The organism is Telluria sp. LT1R51-2 (genome assembly GCF_059685775.1).
Map to the genome: position 1 here is coordinate 2047167 of NZ_JCASIM010000001.1, position 17686 is coordinate 2064852.

A 17686-nucleotide genomic window follows, 5' to 3' on the forward strand; every position below is an offset into this window, starting at 1 on the left:
GTTACCCTATGGATTAGTCACGCAGGCCAGCGTGCCGCCGGCAACCTGGCTGCGCACGCCGGCCGAGATCGCCGCAGCCAGCTTGGCCAGCGCGGCGCGGTGCCCGGCCACCAGTGCCTCGTAACCCGGTCCCACGTTCTCCTGGAACACGCTGCGGCAGGTCTGCACCGGGCCGCCATCGACCTTGCGCACATTCCAGACCGCGTCGATCAGGGCGTAGCTGCCCTCCTTCGACTCGAACCGCTGGATGTTCGCGCCGATACGGTACAGCGTGCTGCCGGTCGGGGCCGGATTGCGGTACACATCCACACCACCCAGATTGGCTGCAATCCCCAGTGACAGCCCGGTGGTGATTTCATCGGCGAGCGGACCGGCCCAGCGGTGATGTTCCATCAGCTCGATCTTGCCGGCCTCGCCCGCCACCATCAGCTGGGGCCGGCGCACCTGCGCGGGAATCGTCACGGGGCGCATTTCGAAGAACAGCGGCGCGCTGGCCGCTGCTGGCGGCACGACCGTGGCCGCGCCACCGCTGAGCGTATAGAACTGGTCGGTCGGCGTGCTCGAGCACCCGGCCAGCAGCAGCGGGGCCACCAGCGCCGCGACAGTGAGTGCGCGGCGCGCCTGGATAAACAGCGTCATTCTTTTTTCTCCTGAGGTTTGCCGCGAATGAGCGACTGCGGATTGCGTTCGAGGTAATCGGCCAGCGCATCGATCTTGGCCATCGTGTCGGTCACCGACTGCAGCGCCTTGCGCAAATCGGACTGCAGCGGCGCATCCTGCGCCAGCACGCTTTCGGCGCTGGCGAACGTGGCCTTGGCGGCATTGAGTGTCTGCTGCATTTCGGGCAGCACCTTGCCATCGATCCGTGCGAGTGTCGCATTCGCCTGCTTCAGCGTCAGGTTCAGGTTCATGCCGATTTCGTCGAACGGGATCTTGTCGAGTTTGCCCGCGATGCGCGAAATCTGGCTTTGCAGCTCATCGAGCTGGCCCGGCACGGTCGGCAACACCAGCATGTCGCCCTGCGCGGCGATCGTCGCCTTGCGCGCGTTCGGGAAGAAGTCCAGCGCAATATACAGCTGGCCCGTCAGCAAGTTACCGTTGCGCAGCTGCGCACGCAGGCCGCGCCCCACCATCGCGGTCAACGCGCGCAGGCCGCCGTCTTCACGCTCCATCGCCGCCATGAAGCCTTTGCCGAGACGCCCCGGATACAGGTCGACCGTGATCGGCATGGTGAATTTCTGGCGCTCGCGATCGAACTCGATGCCGACGGCGCGCACTTCGCCCAGCGCTACGCCACGGAAATCGACGACAGCGCCCGGAGACAGTCCGCGCAGCGACTGGTCGAAGTACACCACGGCTGTGACCGCCGGCCCGTCGGGCGGGCGCAGCGCGGCGCTGCGGTCTTCGGACAGCAGGAAACGGGTGCCGGCCGGCGCCGGCGTCACCGGTTTGCGGTCGTCGGCCGATTCGAACGCGATGCCGCCGGTGGCCAGCGCCGCCAGCGATTGGGTATTGAGTTTCAGGCCGCTCGCATCGAGGCGCAAATCGACGCCGCTGGCATGCCACCAGCGCGAATCCGGGCCCACGAGGCCAATATAGGGTTGCTCGACGAAGACCGACATGTCGATACCGTGCCCGGCTTTGTCGAGCGCCACCGATGCCACCTGCCCCACGCGCACGCGCTTGAAGTAGACGGGCGAACCGGGCGCCACCGAACCGAGCGTCTCGGCATGCAGCCTGTATTCGCGGCCCTTCAGGCCAATCGGGATCGGGGGCGCCGTTTCCAGGCCCGTGAAACTGTTGGTCGTGTCTTCTTTCACGCCGGGCGCCGCGCCGATGTAGGGACCGGACAGCAGCGTGCCCAGGCCCGAGACGCCGCTGGCGCCGATCTGCGGCTTCACGACCCAGAAGCGCGAGTCGATGGCGGTGAAGCGGTCAGCCTCCTTGGCCATCTCGATCTTGGCCACGACACGGTTGCCGTCTTCGCCCAGCGTCACTGAAACAACGCGGCCAATGTCGACGTCCTTGTACTTGACCTTGGTCTGGCCCGCCTCGAGCCCTTCACCGCTGGAGAAATACACGTACACGGTCGCACCCTTGTTGGTGACCCAGCTGACCACCTGCCAGGCGCCGATCAGCGCAGCAAGCACGGGAATCATCCAGATCAGCGATGGCAGCCAGCGGCTCGGGCGGTCGATGGCCGGCGAGGCAGCCAGCGGCGCCGATGGCCCCACGGGCGAGTCCGGTGGCGTTGGCGGGGTTGGCGGCGGGGTGGCGGATGGTGTTGCGCTGTCCTGTTCAGACATGGGGTTCTCCGTTCGATTCAATAGGGTCCCAGATCAGGCGCGGGTCGAACTGGTGCGACGCGACCATGGTCACGATCACCACGCAGCCAAACGCGATCGCGCCCGGTCCGGCCGTGATCACCACCAGCGCATCGAAGCGCACCAGCGCGACGGTCAGGGCAACCACGAAAATATCCAGCATCGACCAGCGGCCGACGAATTCAATGGCCCGATACGCACGCGTGCGCGCCATCGGCGCCGTGCGCGAGCGCGCCTGAGCAGTCGCATTCAGCCACGCCAGCGCGGCGAGCTTCGACACGGGCACCACGATACTGGCAATGAAAATGATGATCGCCAGGCCCTTCGACCCGGTGTTCCAGAACAGCACGACGCCGCTCATGATGGTGTCGCCCTCCGTGCCCCCGATCGAGCGGGTGTACATCACGGGCAGCATATTGGCGGGAATGTAGAGCAGCGTGGCGGCCAGCAGCATGGCCCAGGTCCAGCCGACGCTGTGCGGAATCCGGCGATGCAGCGCCGCGCTGCAGCGGGCGCAGCGATCGGTGCCGTCGCGCGACGGGCAGGTGTGGTTCACCAGGCCGCAGGCGCTGCAAGAGACCAGCACCGAATCGGCTTCGGGAAGCGTGGTGGTCTGACGCGCGGGGTCGGATTTGCGCAGCGGCGCCAGGCGGTCGGCCAGGGCCCACAGCGCTTTCGGTTCGTAGCGCATGACGAGCGCGCACAGGATCGTGAGTATGCCAAAGGCAAACAGCGCCGGATGCGGCTCTACCCGCGCGAGGCTGGTCATCTTGATCACGGTAATCAGGATGCCGATCATGAGCACTTCGGTCATCGCCCAGTGGCGCGCGCCCTGAACAGTGCGCAGCACGAGATTGAAGCCGGGCACGCGCACGCCCCGGGTCAGGCCGAGCGCCACGTAGAAGAGTGACCCGAGTTCGATGCCAGGAAAGATGATGGCGCAAAAAAAGACCATGGCCGCAATGACCTGGTCTCCCGCGCCCCATAGCACGGCCACCGCCTGGTACAGCGTGGCGCCCGAGAGCATGCCGCCCATTTCGAGTGTGACGATGGGGAACCACTGCGCCAGCAGGAACACGAAGACGGCGCCCAGCGTCAGCGCGGCCAGCACTTCGGCCTGGCGCGCCGGGCTGTCCTTGTGCCAGCGGTACAACTCGTGCTGGCAGCGGCTGCAGCTGGCACGCTCGCAGGCGGCCAGCGGCCGCCAGTGATACAGGCTGCCACAGTCATGACACGCGACCAGTTGATCCGTTTTCACCCACTCCCCTCACACCAGTGCTTTTACACTAGGTATTATGACCGAGAGCAACTGAACGCGCAGTTCAATCGTGAGCGCAGTCCGGTCAGAAGCGAACCTTGACGTACGCCGATGGGCCGGTCAGCTTGAGGTCGATGTCGGCGGTGCGCTCGCCATTGCGGTGCAGATCGATTTTCTGGATGCCGTAGTCCAGCACCAGGCCAACGTTTTTGTGCGGGAAGTACTCCACGCCGAGGGCGCCGTTGTAGATATGGCCTTCGACGTTGCCGCCGTTTTTCTTCACGCCCGAGGCTTCCGCGTAGAAGCGGACCTGGTCGTTCAGCGCATGGCGCCATGCCAGTTCGACAGTCGGGGCCCACACGCTTTCGCTGGCCGACGCCGAGCCGCTCCACGAATAGCTTTCCACTGGCGCGGTCGCGCTGACATTGGCGGAGGCAGAACCGGAAATCTTGGCGCGCAGGTGGGCTGCGCCCAGGCCGACGCCAAAGACGTTCTTTTCCTTGCCGAACCACAGCTTGTACGACAGGCGCGCCAGCTCGATGCGCAGGTTGGCGTCGGCGCGCAGCGCGCCGCTGACCGGACGACCTTCATACACGGTGTCGCCCTTCAGGTCGGCGCCGTAGCCTTCGTCGAAGCGGAAATAATCGAACGAGATGCCGTGGCTGTCGCCGATCAGGACTTCGCCTTTGACGCGTGGCAGCGTGACGTCGCTGATTTCTTCGTCCGGCGTGTCGATACGACCGTAGCGCGTGTCGCCACCCAGATGGATTTCAGGATCGGCGTAGAACGCGCCGGCCGAAATGCTGACGCGGTCGAGCGCTGGCGACTGCTGCGCCTGCGCCATGCCTGCTGCGGCGGCGCCCAGCAGAATGGCGCCCTTGAGCGCGCGGACGAGGGTGGTGTGGATGGACGGGGCAGCAGTGCGTGGTGCAGGACGGGACATACGTTCTCCGGATAATCGGTTGATAAAAGTGCCCGCCAGACTGGGTCTCGACGCGGCAACGATTAATTATCGCAAGATGTTAGTTTGCCAACCCGCACGATTGAACTGACTTTGTGGTCATTAAGCCACACAGCGATTTCATGTCATGCAGGTTGCATACATGTGACATCCGCCCCGCGTCATTACACGAACGCACCCGGTGCTTTGCAAGGCATGGTTTATCATCCAGAAACATTAACCTTTTCACAAACGCGGCCAATGAAGCAATTTACCCTCCCGCAGAATTCCTTTCTGCTCCTGCTCACGATCGTCACGATCGCCTTCCTCTGGATCCTGCTGCCGTACTCCGGCGCCGTGTTCTGGGGCGTCGTGTTCGCCATCATCTTCGCACCGTTGCAGTCAAGGCTGCTGCGTGCCACCAAGGGCAAGCCGACCGTTGCTGCCCTGCTCTCCCTGCTGGTGATCGTGCTGATGGTGCTGCTGCCGCTGGCCATGATCACGGCATCGCTGGTCGACCAGGTCGCCGGCATCTATACGATGGTCAGTAGCGGGCAGATCGATTTCGCCGGCTACTTCCAGATCGTGATGCGCGCCTTGCCGAACTGGGCCATTTCGATTCTCGAACGCTTCGAACTGACCAACCTGGCGTCGCTGCAGACCAAGATCACCGAATTTGCAGCGCAGATCAGCCAGGCTGCCGCCACGTATGCGCTCAATATCGGACGCAACACGCTCGACTTCGTCGTCAGCATGACGATCATGCTGTACCTGTTGTTCTTCCTGCTGCGCGACGGCCGCATTCTGGCGGCGCGCATCCAGCGCGCGGTGCCGCTGAGCGTCGAATACAAGAGCCGCCTGTTTCAGAACTTCACGACGGTAATTCGCGCCACAGTCAAAGGCAATGTGCTGGTGGCGGTCGCGCAAGGTGCACTGGGCGGCCTGATCTTCTGGATGCTGGACGTGTCCGGCCCGCTGCTGTGGGGCGTGGTGATGGCCTTCCTGTCGCTGCTGCCAGCCATCGGCGCGGCGCTGGTATGGGCGCCCGTGGCGATCTATTTCCTGGTAACGGGCGCCATCTGGCAGGGCGTGGTGCTGGCCGCGTACGGCGTTCTGGTGATCGGCCTGGTCGATAATATCCTGCGTCCGATCCTGGTCGGCAAGGATACCAAGCTGCCCGATTACGTGATCCTGCTCTCGACACTGGGCGGTATGGCGCTGTTCGGCCTGAACGGCTTCGTGATCGGGCCGGTGATTGCCGCTCTGTTCATTGCAGCGTGGGATCTGTTCTGCCGCTCGGACGAGTTCCAGGAAGAGTAGAGCAAGGGTAACAAGAAAGGTAAAATAGGCGCTTTGCCCCGGCCAGCATCACGTTGGCAGGGGTGTTGTTGCAACCCGATTCAACGAGAAATTCAATGCTCACTACCCTGCTCGACTGGTTCCTCCACCTGGACCGCCACCTCGCCGTACTGGCCGCCGAATACCAGTTGCTCGTCTATGTGCTGCTGTTTGCTGTCATTTTCGTGGAAACAGGCGTGGTGGTGATGCCATTCCTGCCCGGCGACTCGCTGCTGTTCGTCACCGGCGCGCTGGCCGCCAAAGGTATGCTGTCGCTGGAAATCCTGATCCCGCTGCTGATTGTCGCAGCAGTCACTGGCGACATCCTCAACTTTGCCATTGGCAGTGCGTTTCGTGAACGGGTGAAACGTGGTTACCGGTTCCGTCTGATCAAGGCCGAGCATATCGCGCATACCGAGCGCTTCTTCGAGCTCCATGGCCCCAAGACCATCGTGCTGGCGCGTTATGTGCCGATCGTGCGCACCCTGGCACCGTTCGTCGCGGCGTTGGGCAGCATGCGCTACGCCACTTTTCTCGCGTACAACGTCGCTGGCGGAACCCTGTGGGTGGTGTCGCTGACAATTGTCGGCTATATCTTTGGCAATATCGAGTGGGTCAAGAACAATCTGACTGCCGTCATCATGGGCATCATCGTGCTGTCGCTGGTGCCGGGCATCCTGGCATGGCTGGTGCAACGGCATCGGGGCCGCCGCGCCTGATCCGCTGGCGCCCGCAACCTGCTGCAGGGCCTTACCTCAAGGACTCAGTCGGCGCAGACGGCAACCGGCAAGGCGAGCGAGACAGTAGTGCCCATCCCTGGTCCGGCGCTGCGCACGTAGATCGATCCGCCATGGGCTTCGCACACGCCCTTGGCGATCGTCAGCCCCAATCCGGCACCAACGGGTGCACGCCCCGGTGCCAGCGCCCGCCGCTCGAACGGCTCAAAAATATGCTGCAAATCCTCGGCGGCGATGCCTGCTCCGCAGTCGATCACCTCGGCACGCAGCACATTGCCTTCAATGAATACCCGCAAGCAAATCTCTTCGCCGTCCGGCGTGAAGGCGCTTGCATTGCACAAGACGTTGCCAAGCGCTTGCGCCACCCGTTCCGGATCGCACATCAGCTCGGCGTCGGCATTGTCGACTTCCACGATCAGCCGCTGCTTGCGCGAACGGACCAGCGTTTCGACCGCGTCTATCGAGAGGTTCACGATCTCGCGTTTCGTGCAAATGCGTGGCTCGACCGGCAACGCGTGGACGCAATCGACACGTGATGCATCCAGCAGGTCGGCGATGAAACGCGCGAGCTGCCTTGTCTGCCGCTGAACGACGCCGGCCATTTTTGACACGACCGGGTCATTGTTGGCACGCTGCAGAAGGCCGGCGATACTCATGATTGGCGCCAGCGGATTACGCAGTTCGTGCGCCAGCATGGCCAGAAATTCCTCGCGCGAATGGGCGGCATCCCGCTCCCGCTCCTGCAAGCGGCGCTGCTCGCTGATGTCGGTCAGGCAGCACAAGGCGCCGACGACTTCGCCGCCGGCATGAAACACGGGCTTGGCGTGAATCACGATGCGGCGCGGCTGGCCATCCCGGCATACGGCGAGCAGTTCGGTAGGGCACGGTGAGGCTCCACCAGCGGCAAGCGCGGCCGGGCTGGATTTCTTGTCAAGCAACTGGCCATCCAGGGACCGCAGCGTCTCGAACCCATCCCACCGCATGTCTTTCAACAATGGGCAGGCGTCGCCCCAGATCCGCCTGGCCGCGGCGTTGACGTGGACCAGTGCGCCTGTCGGAGAGCAACAATATGCCGGACACGGCATTTGCTCGATCGCCCATGCGTACGATTCGGGCCAACCGTTGTCCAACTCGCTAAATTCGCCCTCGAGGGGCGTGTTTTCATTGTTCATGGTGCAAATGCGGAAAGAGCACCGCTATCGAAGTCTCAATCGACATTATCGAGGTTGCAACATTTGCACTGCGTAGGAGACGCACTACAATTCTTGTCGGAGGTTGACGTACAGGCGACAAGGGAGTGTCGTCCGCAGCGCACCCCGGCAGCCAGGACCTGCGAACTCGCCCGGGAATGAAAAGGCGCAGTCAGCGTTAAATAGAGACGAGCTCTGAACCGATGAGCAGTATGGTGGTCCAACCCCTGTCCCCAGCGTCAGGAGTCGATCATGAAAGCGCCGCGTTTCAAGAACTGGTTCGCAAAACTGCCGTTGCTGAACCAGCCGCAGCGCCGGCGAGTGCTCGGCGCTTTGCAGCCTCTAGTCGGGCTCGAGCAGGTGGTCGCGCTGATCGCAGAGATCAGAACACCAGGGCGCTGCTGCCCCAGGTGCAGCCACGAGCGCTGCTACCGCCAAGGGGTTGCCAATGACCTGTAGCGCTACCGCTGCTGCGCGTGTGGCCGCACCTTCAACGACCTGACCGGCACGCCACTGGCGCGGCTCAGGCTGAAGGTCAAATGGCTCACGTATTCGCACGTGCTGCTGGATTCACTGCCAGTGCGCAAGGCAGCAGATCGCGTCGGCGTGCATCGCACCACCGCTTTCCGCTGGCGCCACCGCTTCCTGCACTGGAGCAAACTCGACCGGCCGACAGCCCTGAATGGCATCGTTGAGGCCGACGAAACATTCCTGCTCGAATCGCAAAAAGGATCGCGCACGCTGGATCGGCCAGCGCGCCGCCATGGTGGCCATGCGGCCAGGCGCGGCATTTCCAGCGAGCTGGACTGTATTTTGGTTGCGCGTGATCGCGAAGGCCGCACGGTCGATGCGGTCACCGGTCGCGGTGCGCTGACCGCGGCGCAACTCGAGCGCGATTTGTTACCCAAGCTCGATCCCCGGGCCCTATTGGTGAGCGACAGCCATCGCGCCTACCGGGCATTTGCACGTAAGCACAACATCGCCCATGCAGCGGTCAATCTGCGTGCAGGCGTGCGCGTCAGGCATCTGGGCAACCGTGCCATTCGCGTGCAGAACGTGAACGCTTATCACCACCGTTTCAAGGCCTAGCTTTTGGGCTTTCGTGGCGTGGCGTCGCGCTATTTGCCGAACTACCTGGGCTGGCGCTGGGCGCTGGATGGCGCGAGGGTCAGTTCGCCAGAGCACTTGCTTCGGATTGCAATCAGGGTCATCAACAGATAACTCTAACTGCGCCACGAAAAACGCCCTGCATCAGGCAGGGCGTTGAGTCGATACCGGGAATCGTCCCGGATTTGCAATCTGTATGTCGCGATCAGTTCGACTTGGCGTGCGCAGCCAGGCGGCGAGCGACCGCTGGCGAGACGGCATCGGCGCCGCGGGTCATGCGATACAGCGCCCAGACATCGGCACTGCCAGTGGTGCGGGCTGCGGCGGTCGGAGCAGCCTTGACTTCACGCACGAAATCGAAAGCGGTGCTGACCAGGGCGGACAGTTGGGCAGCGAACGACGGGCGGAGGGACAAGGTGGTCATGATTTTCTTTCTGTGTGTTTGATCTGGTATGAAGCTAGTATGCGCTCTATCAGATAGAAATCAAATTGCGATCCATGATAGTCGTCATTCACAAAACAACTATCTGACAAATCCAATATTTGATCAACAACACAAAACGACGCAGTGCCTGCATGAAGCAGGCACTGCGATTCACCAGAGATCAGCCGTCTTACACGCCTGCAAGCGCGAGGCGTCCGGCCGGCGTTTCTTGACTGCGCGCCGGGGCAGGACGGGCTGCGCCGCTAGCGCTGCCAATGTCCGTCTTGAACACGCTGACCACATCGGCCAGGTGCGCCGCTTGCTCCTGCATCGAGCCGGCCGCAGCAGCAGCTTGCTCGACCAGAGCAGCATTTTGCTGGGTCGCCTGGTCCATCTCGGTGATGGCAGCATTGACCTGCTCGATGCCGGCGCTCTGCTCGTCGCTGGCATGCGATATCTCGCTCATGATGCCGGTCACGAGCGAAATACTGTGCACGATATTCGTCATCGTCGTGCCTGCATTGTCGACCAGGCCGGTACCCGCTTCGACTTTCTGTACCGAGTCGTCGATGAGACCCTTGATCTCCTTGGCCGCAGCCGCCGAGCGATGCGCCAAGTTGCGCACTTCGCTGGCAACGACGGCAAAGCCGCGGCCCTGCTCACCGGCACGCGCTGCTTCCACGGCGGCATTAAGCGCCAGGATATTGGTCTGGAAGGCGATGCTGTCGATGACGCTGATGATGTCGACGATCTTGCGCGACGACGCATTGATTTCGCTCATCGTGCCAACCACTTGCGCAATCACGGCGCCGCCCTGCCCGGCAATGCTGGCCGCTTCGGACGCCATCGTGTTGGCACGGCGCGCGTTATCGGCATTCTGGCGCACGGTGGACGTCAGTTCTTCCATCGACGAAGCAGTTTCTTCCAGTGAACCAGCCTGCTGCTCGGTACGGCGCGACAGGTCCAGGTTGCCCGCAGCGATTTCTGCCGATGCGGTCGCGATCGTTTCGGTGCCGGCGCGTACCTGGCTGACGATCCCCAGAAGGTTATCGTTCATTTTTTGCAGTGCGGCCATCAACTGACCGGTCTCGTCACGCGTCGTGACGGTGAATTGGCTGCCCAGGTCGCCCGACGACACGCGGTCGGCAACCGCTACCGCATCCTGAATCGGCCGCACGATCGAACGGGTGATGAAGATGCCGAAGATGACGCCGAGCACAATGGCCAGGCTCCCCAGGCCGATCAGCGTCATGCGCGCCGTCGCATAGGCATCGGCCGCGTCGGCCACGAATTTTTCCGCCGATTTGCGCTGTGCAGCCGCAAGCTTTTCGATCGACTCGAGATAGGCAAGGCTGGTCGGCTTCATCCGGGTTTCGAAGATGCGGCGCGCACCGTCGGCGTCGCCGACGGTCTTGGCATCGAGCAATGCCTTGCGTGCGTCCAGATAGGGCGTCCGGGCGGTCACGACCTCCTGGAACTGGGCCTGCGACTTGGGGTTACGCAAGCCAGCCTTGATTTCGTCCTGCAATGCGGAGGAACGCACGGATCCTGCCGCGATGCGGTCGGTGATGATCTTGACCTGGTCTGGCTCGACGGTACGGTAGGCCATTTCCATCAGCGTGGTATTGACTTCGATGATCTTGGACCACTCGGCCACGTTACGCTGGTTCTTCATACTGGTATTGACCACACGATCGGTCGCATCGTTCATGTCGCCCATCCGACCGAGCGTAATGACGATCACGATCGCCATAAGGAGCAATACGGCCGCGTAGCTGAACGCCAGGCGTGTGCCTATTTTTAAGTTTTTCATCAACGATTTTCCGGAGAGGTGTAGGTGAGGTCGGCGCCCTGCGAGTGGCTGGAACGACCGGTGGTAAGGATGCCCAAAAGAAACATGATCGCACATGTACTCGTTAAATGTGTTGCACACGACCAACATCTTCGGTCAATAGTCACGAATTAGCGCGTAGTGCGCGCATGTACTTTCAACCTCAAACATGGTCGATTCGGCATGCATGCGATCATCCCGTGCGACCCTGCATCCGTGGGCAGTATCAGCTGCCTGCTACAGGCGTTATTGCACGGAAGATCTGGATGACTGCTGGCCCCAGCAGTACCACCAGCAAGGCCGGGAAAATGCAGAAGATCAGCGGAAACAGCAATTTCGTTGCAATCTGCGCCGCCTTCTCTTCGACCAGTTGCCGGCGCCGCGTCCGCAGCTGCTCCGACTGCACGCGCAGCGCCGTGCCAACACTGGTGCCGAAGCGCTCGGCCTGGATCAGCATCTTGACCAGCGCGTCGACGTCTTCCACGCCGGTGCGCAGCGCCAGGTTGCGCAGCGCTTTTTCCTTGGCGCTGCCGGCGCGCAGTTCCAGCGTCACCAGTTGCAGTTCGTCGGCCAGCACCGGGCTTTTCAGGCCGATCTCGTTGCCCACGCGCGCCAGCGCCGCGTCCATCGCCAGGCCCGCTTCGACGCAGACGGTCATCAGGTCGAGCGCATCGGGAAAGCCCTCGAAGATATCGCGCTGCCGGTTGGCGACGCGGCGCTTGAGGAGGAAATCCGGCAGGTAGTAGCCGATGCTGGCCGCGCTCACCAGGAACAGGAAGGTCAGCGCCAGCGGCCGGGTGCTGTGGTGTGGCAGCGCGATCCAGACCACCAGGGGCAAGCCGATCGTCAGCGCGGTCTTGGCGGCGTGGTACAGCCCGGGGACCGATGGCGCGCGCCAGCCGGCGTTGATGAAGCGCAGCCGCAACGGCGACGATTCCCACCCTTCGGTCGGCACCGACAGCTTGGCCAGCGGCTCGGCGAAATCGGCCAGGCGCTCGCGCCAGCCGTCCCCGCGCCGGGTTTTGGGCACATCGCGTTCGTCCAGCGCCACCAGGCGCGCCTTGACGGGATCGCGCGTCAGCAGCAGCAAGGCTGCCACCGCGACGCCGAACACCAGCACGAACATCGCTGCCAGCATCAACATGTTTGCCATCGTCATCGTATCGTTCTTTCGTTACATGCGGATGCGCACGATCTTGCGGATCGCCAGCACGCCAAAGCCCATCATGCCCAGCGCCGCGCCGCTCAGCTGGCGTCCGATCGGGTCGTGTATGAGCACGCCCATCGTCTCGGGATTGGCCACCGCCATCATGCCGCCGGCGCCAAACGGCAGCAGGCACAGCACCCAGGCCGAGATGCGGCCCTCGGCCGACAGCACCCGCACCTGGCCAGCCAGCTTGTGGCGATCGCGGATGATGCTGGAAATCGACGTCAGCAATTCGGTCAGGTTGCCGCCGCTTTCGCGCTGGATCAGTACCGCCACCACGAAATACTGCAAGTCCATGCTGGGCACGCGCTGCGCCAGGTTGTTCAGCGCGTCGCCCATCGAGACGCCGAAGTTGACTTCGTCGAAGGCGGTCTTGAATTCTTCACCCAAAGGCGCTGCCACTTCGTCGGCCACCAGCTTCAGGGCCGTCGGAAAAGCGTGGCCGGCGCGCATCGCGCGGCTCATCATGTCCAGCGCCTCGGGCAGCTGGCGCTCGAAGCGCACCATGCGGGCGTCGCGTGCACGCGTCAGGCGCAGCAGCGGCAGCCAGCCGGCAACGAGCACGCAGGCCAACCAACCAGGCAACGGCAGGCGCAGCAGCAAGGCGGCTACGAGCCCGCCGAACGCACACGCCGCGCACACGGCCAGCAGCGACGCCACCTTCTGCGCACTGCCGGCCTGCAGCAACATGCGGTCCAGCCGGTACACCCCGGGCAGCCGCTGCAGCAGCGGCTCGACCTCGGGGTTGTCGGACAGGCGCCGTTCCTTGACGATGGTGACATCGAGTTCGCGTGTCTCGCGTCCGATCACGCTGCGCAGCCGGCGCGCGATGCGCTCGGCTTCCGGGTTGTTGTTCGCCTGCCAGGCCGTGTACACGCCCCATACCAGCAGCAGGACGGCAGCAAACACCAGCAGGATGAACAGGAGGAAGGTGATATCCATGCGAGGGGTCCTAGCGCGGCTCGAAGATGTGCGGCGCCAGATTCACGCCGAACGTGCGCAGGCGCTCGGCGAAATGCGGCCGCACGCCGGTGGCAGTGGCCTGCCCCAGTACCGTGCCATCGTCCGCCACGCCGGTCTGCCGGAACGTGAAGATCTCCTGCATCGTGATGACGTCGCCCTCCATGCCTGTCACTTCCGTGATCGACAGCACCTTGCGCTTGCCGTCGGTCAGGCGCGAGACTTGCACCACGACGCCCACGGCCGACGCGATCTGTTGACGCATGGCCTTTGGCGGCAGGTTCGGTGCCGCCATGCTGATCATGTTTTCCAGGCGCGTGAGCGCTTCGCGCGGCGTGTTCGCGTGCAGGGTCGCCATCGAGCCTTCGTGGCCGGTGTTCATCGCGCCCAGCATGTCCATCGCTTCTTCGCCGCGCACCTCGCCCAGGATGATGCGGTCGGGGCGCATGCGCAGCGCGTTCTTGACCAGCGCGCGCTGGGTCACTTCGCCCTTGCCTTCGATGTTTGCGGGGCGCGTTTCCAGGCGCACCACGTGCGGCTGCTGCAGCTGCAGCTCGGCCGCGTCTTCGACCGTCACGATGCGCTCGTTGTGGCTGATGAAGCCCGAGATCACATTGAGCATGGTCGTCTTGCCCGAACCCGTGCCGCCCGAAATCACGATATTGACCTTGGCCTTGCCCAGGCCCTGCAGCACCTCGGCCATGTCGGCCGTCATGCTGCCATACGCGACCAGGTCGGCCAGGCGCAGCGGATCGGCCGAAAAACGCCGGATCGACATCACGGCGCCATCGATCGCCAGCGGCGGAATGATCGCATTCACGCGCGAGCCGTCCGGCAGGCGCGCATCGACCATCGGGCTCGATTCGTCGATGCGGCGGCCCACGCGCGAGACGATCTTGTCGATGATCTTCATCAGGTGGGCTTCATCGGTGAAGGTCACGTCGGTCAGTTCGAGCTTGCCGCGCCGTTCGACATACACCTGCTTGTGCGTATTGACCAGGATGTCCGAGACAGTCGGGTCTTCCAGCAGCGGCTCGAGCGGGCCGAAGCCCAGCATCTCGTTCTGGATGTCGCGCGTGAGCATCTTGCGCTCGGCGTCGTTGATGACGACCATCTCTTCTTCGAGCAGGCGCTCCACCAGCAGGCGCAGTTCCTGCCGGATCTGATCGCCGTTCAGGCGCTGCATGCTTTCCAGGTCGATGCGGTCGAGCAGTGCTTCATGGATGCGGGACTTGAGCTGGTGGTAGGCGCGGTTGTCGATCGGCCCGCCGCGCACGGCGCCAACGCGCGGCGCCGGTGCGCCGGTGGTCACGCGCGTCGGTGCGCCCGCGATCGTGCTGGTGCTGCTGGCCAATGCCGCGCTGCCGAGGCGTTCGCGCAGCGAAGCGGATGGGATCATGTTCATGTCGTTGGACTCCTTAAGCAATTCGCGGGTCATACGTCAGTCTTGCGGCGCTTGAACAGGCGCGCCATCACGCCGGCTGCCGCTTGCGGCGCCGCCTCGCCCGTCTGGCTGCGCGCCATCGTCATCAAGGCTGCACTGAGCGGGCTTTCGGGCGCCAGGCGCGTGATCGGCACGCCCTGATTGACCGATTTGGCGGCCGCATCGTAGTGGTTCGGCATCGTGCGCAGGTGCGTCGTGTCGAACGCCTGCTCGAGGTCCTTGAGCTTGATGTCGCTGTTGTTGTCGTGGCGGTTCACGACGATTTCGACCTTGTCGCTGCCGTACTCCAGATTGCGGAACACGTCGAGCAGGCGCTTGCCGTCGCGGATGTACGGCAGCGTCGTTTGCAGCACCGGGTAGATCGTGTCGGCATGGTCGAGCGCGCGGATCGTCACCGGATCCAGGCTGCGCGCCACGTCGAGCACGATGAAATCGTACTGGCGGCGCGCCAGCTTGATGATTGCGTCGATGTGTTCGGGCTTGACGTCGCTGGCGTGCGCCGGGTCGGACGGCGCGGCCAGCACGCTGAAGTTGGGCGTGACGGCGACCATGCTCGACGACAGGAACGACGGATCGAGCCGGTGGATCTGGGTGGCGACATCCGACAACGTGGCCAGCGGCTTGCTGTCCGAGACGAACAGCGACGCGTCGCCGAACTGCAGATTCATGTCGATCATCGCCACGCGCTTCGTGCCACCCGCCGACAACGCGTAAGCCAGGTTGGTGGCCAGGAAGGTCGCGCCGCTGCCGCCCTTGCACGAGATGAAAGCCAGCACCTTGCCCTGCACGGCGCCCTGGCTGCCGAACTTCTCGGCGATGTGATCGACGGCCTTGATCAGGTCGGTGGCAGCGGGCGCGGCCGGCAGCACTTCGCGCACGCCGGCGCGTATCGCGCGCAGCAGAAAATCCTGCGACAGGTCGGCCGACAGCACGATGAAGGCCATGCGCGGGAACAGGTGACCGAGCCGCTCGAGCTGGTCGAGGTCACCCTCGTCGGCGCGCGGCTGGTCGATCACCAGCAGGTCGGGGATGGCGTCGTCGCTCATCGTCGACAGGCGCGCCGGCGTACCGGCGATCATGTCGACTTCGTCGCTGCCCGGGCGCGCGCGCAATTGGCGCGACAGCTCGATCAGGTGGCGCTCGTCGCGCGAAAGGATTGCGATTTTCATGATGGCCTCTACTTCTTCCCGCCGAACACCGTGATCTCGACCTGCGGTGCGGGCGCAGCAAACGAGCCCTGGTAATTCTTGTAGGCGAGGATCGCGGTGCGCGCATCGCTGCCCGGCACCGAGCGCTTGCCCTGCGGCGCGATGATCTGGCTGGCCATGATGTTGCGTACGGTATGGCCGGTGCCGGCGGGCGTGTCGGTCGCGCAGCCGCTCAGCAGGAGCATGCAGGATGCGGCGAGGATGGCGGTGATGGTCGTCTTCATGATCAATTCTCTTGTGCGACAGGAGCGGCGCGGCCTTCGAGCTGGCCGCCGAGCAGGAATTCGGCGCGGGTCGGCTGCACGTACTCGTCGGTTGGCAATGCGGGCTGCGACTGCATCGGCTTGGCCAGGCGTGGCGTCACGATGAACACCAGTTCGGTGCGGTCATTCTGGAAGTCGCTGCTGCGAAACAGCGCGCCGAGTACCGGGACGTCGCCCAGGAGCGGAAAGCGCTTGATGGTGCTGGTCACGTTATTGCGGATCAGGCCACCGATCGCGAAGCTCTGGCCATCCTGCAGCTGCACCGTGGTCGCCGCGCGCCGCGTGGTAAACGATGGCAGGATCGCGGTCGCGCTGTTGTTGGTCGCACCGGGCGTGGTGATGCCGATGCCTTCGCGATTGAGTTCCGACACTTCCGGCGCCACGCGCAGGTTGATGCGGCCACCCGCCAGCACGGTCGGCGTGAATTTCACCGCCACGCCATACTCTTTTTCTTCGAGCGTGATCAGGCCCGCGCCACTGGAGGAATTCTGCGCAACGGGAATGAAAATCTTGCCACCGGCAAGAAAACTCGCCTCCTGCCCGCTGATGGCCATGACGTTCGGCTCGGCCAGGATCTTGATCAGGCCATCGCGCTTTTCGCCGTCGATGGTCAATTCCTTGATGCCGGTGCCCACGGCAGTCACGGCGCCGGCGCCGCCACTGAGCAGGCTCGATACGGCAGCATAGGTCCAGTTGCCGTTGGTCTTGGAGAAGCCCGCCTTGGCGCCCAGCTGGTCGACAAGCGACTTCGAGATTTCGGCGATCTTCACTTCCAGCATGACCTGCTGCGGCGCGGCGATCGACAGCATGTTGAGCACCTTCGCGGCGCTCGCCGAGCCTGCGGCCGGCGCCGCCGGGGCGCCGACCGACAGCGGCGACGGGCTGCCGGCGCCGCTGTCGGCCTGGCCACCAGCGGCAGGCGCAGCGCTTTCCTGGAACGCCGTGGCCAGATCCACCAGCTGGCTGGCCACGCCGACATCGCTGACCATCCCCGACAGCACCACGGCGTTGCCGCTGGCGCCGATGCGGATACCGCGCTCGCGCGGGAACAGCGCATCGAACTGCGCGCGCAGCGCCGATGTGTCGATCGCCACGTCCAGGTCGATCACGGTGGAACGCTTGTCGCGCCCGGACACGATCAGATTCGTGCTGCCGACGCTGCGCGCGACGATCACGACTTCGCTGGCGCCCGGGACCACGACGTTGGCCACTTTCGGGTCGCCCACCATGACGGCGCCGGCCGGCGTGCAGAACCGCTTGAGGACGGATTTGCCGCGCATCAGCTGGAGCCGTCCATTGGCGCCGCCGCGCAGGTCGATGCAGTCAGCCGCTGCGGCAGCCGGGACGGCGGCGTCCACCTTGCCGGCGGGGGCAGCAGGGGCAGCATGAGCGTCGAGCGTCAACGCGACGGCGCAGGCCAGCAGGGTCTTGTGAGTCAATGTGGTCATGACGGAT

15 protein-coding genes and 1 pseudogene are annotated in these 17686 nt (G+C 63.9%); 3 read left to right on the forward strand and 13 right to left on the reverse strand.

Annotated features, from left to right (window positions below; genetic code table 11):
• Nucleotides 1-6: 6 nt before the first annotated feature.
• The 4 genes from AC56LH_RS08970 to AC56LH_RS08985 form a co-directional block, all read right to left on the reverse strand.
• Entirely contained in the window at nt 7-639 is a 633-nt protein-coding gene (locus AC56LH_RS08970; protein WP_499645622.1) for a PqiC family protein, read from the reverse strand.
• A complete protein-coding gene (locus AC56LH_RS08975; RefSeq protein ID WP_499645623.1) occupies nt 636-2306 on the reverse strand; it encodes a PqiB family protein in 1671 nt (556 codons plus the stop codon). The genes AC56LH_RS08970 and AC56LH_RS08975 overlap by 4 nt, the downstream gene beginning before the upstream one ends.
• The gene (locus AC56LH_RS08980) at nt 2299-3582 is read right to left on the reverse strand and encodes a paraquat-inducible protein A (RefSeq protein ID WP_499645624.1); all 1284 of its coding nucleotides are present in this window, start codon (nt 3580-3582) and stop codon (nt 2299-2301) included. Before AC56LH_RS08980 ends, AC56LH_RS08975 begins: the two co-directional genes overlap by 8 nt.
• Before the next feature lie 85 nt (nt 3583-3667).
• Nucleotides 3668-4525 (reverse strand): hypothetical protein, encoded by an 858-nt coding sequence (locus AC56LH_RS08985; RefSeq protein WP_499645625.1) that lies wholly within the window; start codon nt 4523-4525, stop codon nt 3668-3670.
• A gap of 258 nt (nt 4526-4783) precedes the next feature.
• On the opposite strand from AC56LH_RS08985, the gene AC56LH_RS08990 reads away from it, so the two are divergent.
• Both AC56LH_RS08990 and AC56LH_RS08995 read left to right on the forward strand, forming a co-directional pair.
• Entirely contained in the window at nt 4784-5842 is a 1059-nt protein-coding gene (locus AC56LH_RS08990; RefSeq protein ID WP_499645626.1) for an AI-2E family transporter, read from the forward strand.
• Between the two features lie 95 nt (nt 5843-5937).
• Nucleotides 5938-6579, forward strand: coding sequence for a VTT domain-containing protein (locus tag AC56LH_RS08995; RefSeq protein WP_499645627.1), 642 nt, complete (start codon nt 5938-5940; stop codon nt 6577-6579).
• A gap of 44 nt (nt 6580-6623) precedes the next feature.
• Here AC56LH_RS08995 and AC56LH_RS09000 read toward each other — a convergent pair whose 3' ends face one another.
• Nucleotides 6624-7769 carry a PAS domain-containing sensor histidine kinase gene (locus tag AC56LH_RS09000; RefSeq protein ID WP_499645628.1) on the reverse strand — a complete coding sequence of 382 codons (1146 nt, stop codon included), beginning with the start codon at nt 7767-7769 and terminating at the stop codon, nt 6624-6626.
• A gap of 270 nt (nt 7770-8039) precedes the next feature.
• Here AC56LH_RS09000 and AC56LH_RS09005 point away from each other — a divergent pair.
• Nucleotides 8040-9008 (forward strand): annotated as a pseudogene (locus AC56LH_RS09005) (IS1595 family transposase).
• A 91-nt stretch (nt 9009-9099) separates the two neighbouring features.
• On the opposite strand, the gene AC56LH_RS09010 reads toward AC56LH_RS09005, so the two are convergent.
• From AC56LH_RS09010 to AC56LH_RS09045, 8 genes are all read right to left on the reverse strand, one after another.
• Entirely contained in the window at nt 9100-9318 is a 219-nt protein-coding gene (locus tag AC56LH_RS09010; protein ID WP_499578598.1) for a hypothetical protein, read from the reverse strand.
• Nucleotides 9319-9508: 190 nt separating this feature from the next.
• Entirely contained in the window at nt 9509-11131 is a 1623-nt protein-coding gene (locus AC56LH_RS09015; protein WP_499645629.1) for a methyl-accepting chemotaxis protein, read from the reverse strand.
• Between the two features lie 244 nt (nt 11132-11375).
• Complete coding sequence (locus AC56LH_RS09020) at nt 11376-12308, reverse strand: type II secretion system F family protein (protein ID WP_499645630.1); 933 nt, start codon at nt 12306-12308, stop codon at nt 11376-11378.
• 15 nt (nt 12309-12323) lie between these two features.
• Nucleotides 12324-13298, reverse strand: a complete 975-nt coding sequence (locus AC56LH_RS09025; protein ID WP_499645631.1) for a type II secretion system F family protein — start codon at nt 13296-13298, stop codon at nt 12324-12326.
• Nucleotides 13299-13308: 10 nt separating this feature from the next.
• Nucleotides 13309-14721 (reverse strand): TadA family conjugal transfer-associated ATPase, encoded by a 1413-nt coding sequence (locus AC56LH_RS09030; protein ID WP_499645632.1) that lies wholly within the window; start codon nt 14719-14721, stop codon nt 13309-13311.
• 29 nt (nt 14722-14750) lie between these two features.
• Nucleotides 14751-15929, reverse strand: a complete 1179-nt coding sequence (locus AC56LH_RS09035) for a CpaE/TadZ family protein (protein WP_499645633.1) — start codon at nt 15927-15929, stop codon at nt 14751-14753.
• Nucleotides 15930-15937: 8 nt separating this feature from the next.
• Nucleotides 15938-16192 (reverse strand): hypothetical protein, encoded by a 255-nt coding sequence (locus tag AC56LH_RS09040; protein ID WP_499645634.1) that lies wholly within the window; start codon nt 16190-16192, stop codon nt 15938-15940.
• Between the two features lie 2 nt (nt 16193-16194).
• On the reverse strand, nt 16195-17679 hold the full coding sequence (locus AC56LH_RS09045) for a type II and III secretion system protein family protein (protein WP_499645635.1): 1485 nt from the start codon (nt 17677-17679) through the stop codon (nt 16195-16197).
• Between the last annotated feature and the right edge of the window lie 7 nt (nt 17680-17686).

What these genes read in the sequence shown, in the direction of transcription:
- AC56LH_RS08970 (WP_499645622.1), bottom strand. Translation starts at nt 639, where the DNA reads ATGACGCTGTTTATCCAGGCGCGCCGCGCACTCACTGTCGCGGCGCTG.
- AC56LH_RS08975 (WP_499645623.1), bottom strand. Translation starts at nt 2,306, where the DNA reads ATGTCTGAACAGGACAGCGCAACACCATCCGCCACCCCGCCGCCAACC.
- AC56LH_RS08985 (WP_499645625.1), bottom strand. Translation starts at nt 4,525, where the DNA reads ATGTCCCGTCCTGCACCACGCACTGCTGCCCCGTCCATCCACACCACC.
- AC56LH_RS08990 (WP_499645626.1), top strand. Translation starts at nt 4,784, where the DNA reads ATGAAGCAATTTACCCTCCCGCAGAATTCCTTTCTGCTCCTGCTCACG.
- AC56LH_RS08995 (WP_499645627.1), top strand. Translation starts at nt 5,938, where the DNA reads ATGCTCACTACCCTGCTCGACTGGTTCCTCCACCTGGACCGCCACCTC.
- AC56LH_RS09000 (WP_499645628.1), bottom strand. Translation starts at nt 7,769, where the DNA reads ATGAACAATGAAAACACGCCCCTCGAGGGCGAATTTAGCGAGTTGGAC.
- AC56LH_RS09010 (WP_499578598.1), bottom strand. Translation starts at nt 9,318, where the DNA reads ATGACCACCTTGTCCCTCCGCCCGTCGTTCGCTGCCCAACTGTCCGCC.
- AC56LH_RS09015 (WP_499645629.1), bottom strand. Translation starts at nt 11,131, where the DNA reads ATGAAAAACTTAAAAATAGGCACACGCCTGGCGTTCAGCTACGCGGCC.
- AC56LH_RS09020 (WP_499645630.1), bottom strand. Translation starts at nt 12,308, where the DNA reads ATGACGATGGCAAACATGTTGATGCTGGCAGCGATGTTCGTGCTGGTG.
- AC56LH_RS09025 (WP_499645631.1), bottom strand. Translation starts at nt 13,298, where the DNA reads ATGGATATCACCTTCCTCCTGTTCATCCTGCTGGTGTTTGCTGCCGTC.
- AC56LH_RS09030 (WP_499645632.1), bottom strand. Translation starts at nt 14,721, where the DNA reads ATGAACATGATCCCATCCGCTTCGCTGCGCGAACGCCTCGGCAGCGCG.
- AC56LH_RS09035 (WP_499645633.1), bottom strand. Translation starts at nt 15,929, where the DNA reads ATGAAAATCGCAATCCTTTCGCGCGACGAGCGCCACCTGATCGAGCTG.
- AC56LH_RS09040 (WP_499645634.1), bottom strand. Translation starts at nt 16,192, where the DNA reads ATGAAGACGACCATCACCGCCATCCTCGCCGCATCCTGCATGCTCCTG.
- AC56LH_RS09045 (WP_499645635.1), bottom strand. Translation starts at nt 17,679, where the DNA reads ATGACCACATTGACTCACAAGACCCTGCTGGCCTGCGCCGTCGCGTTG.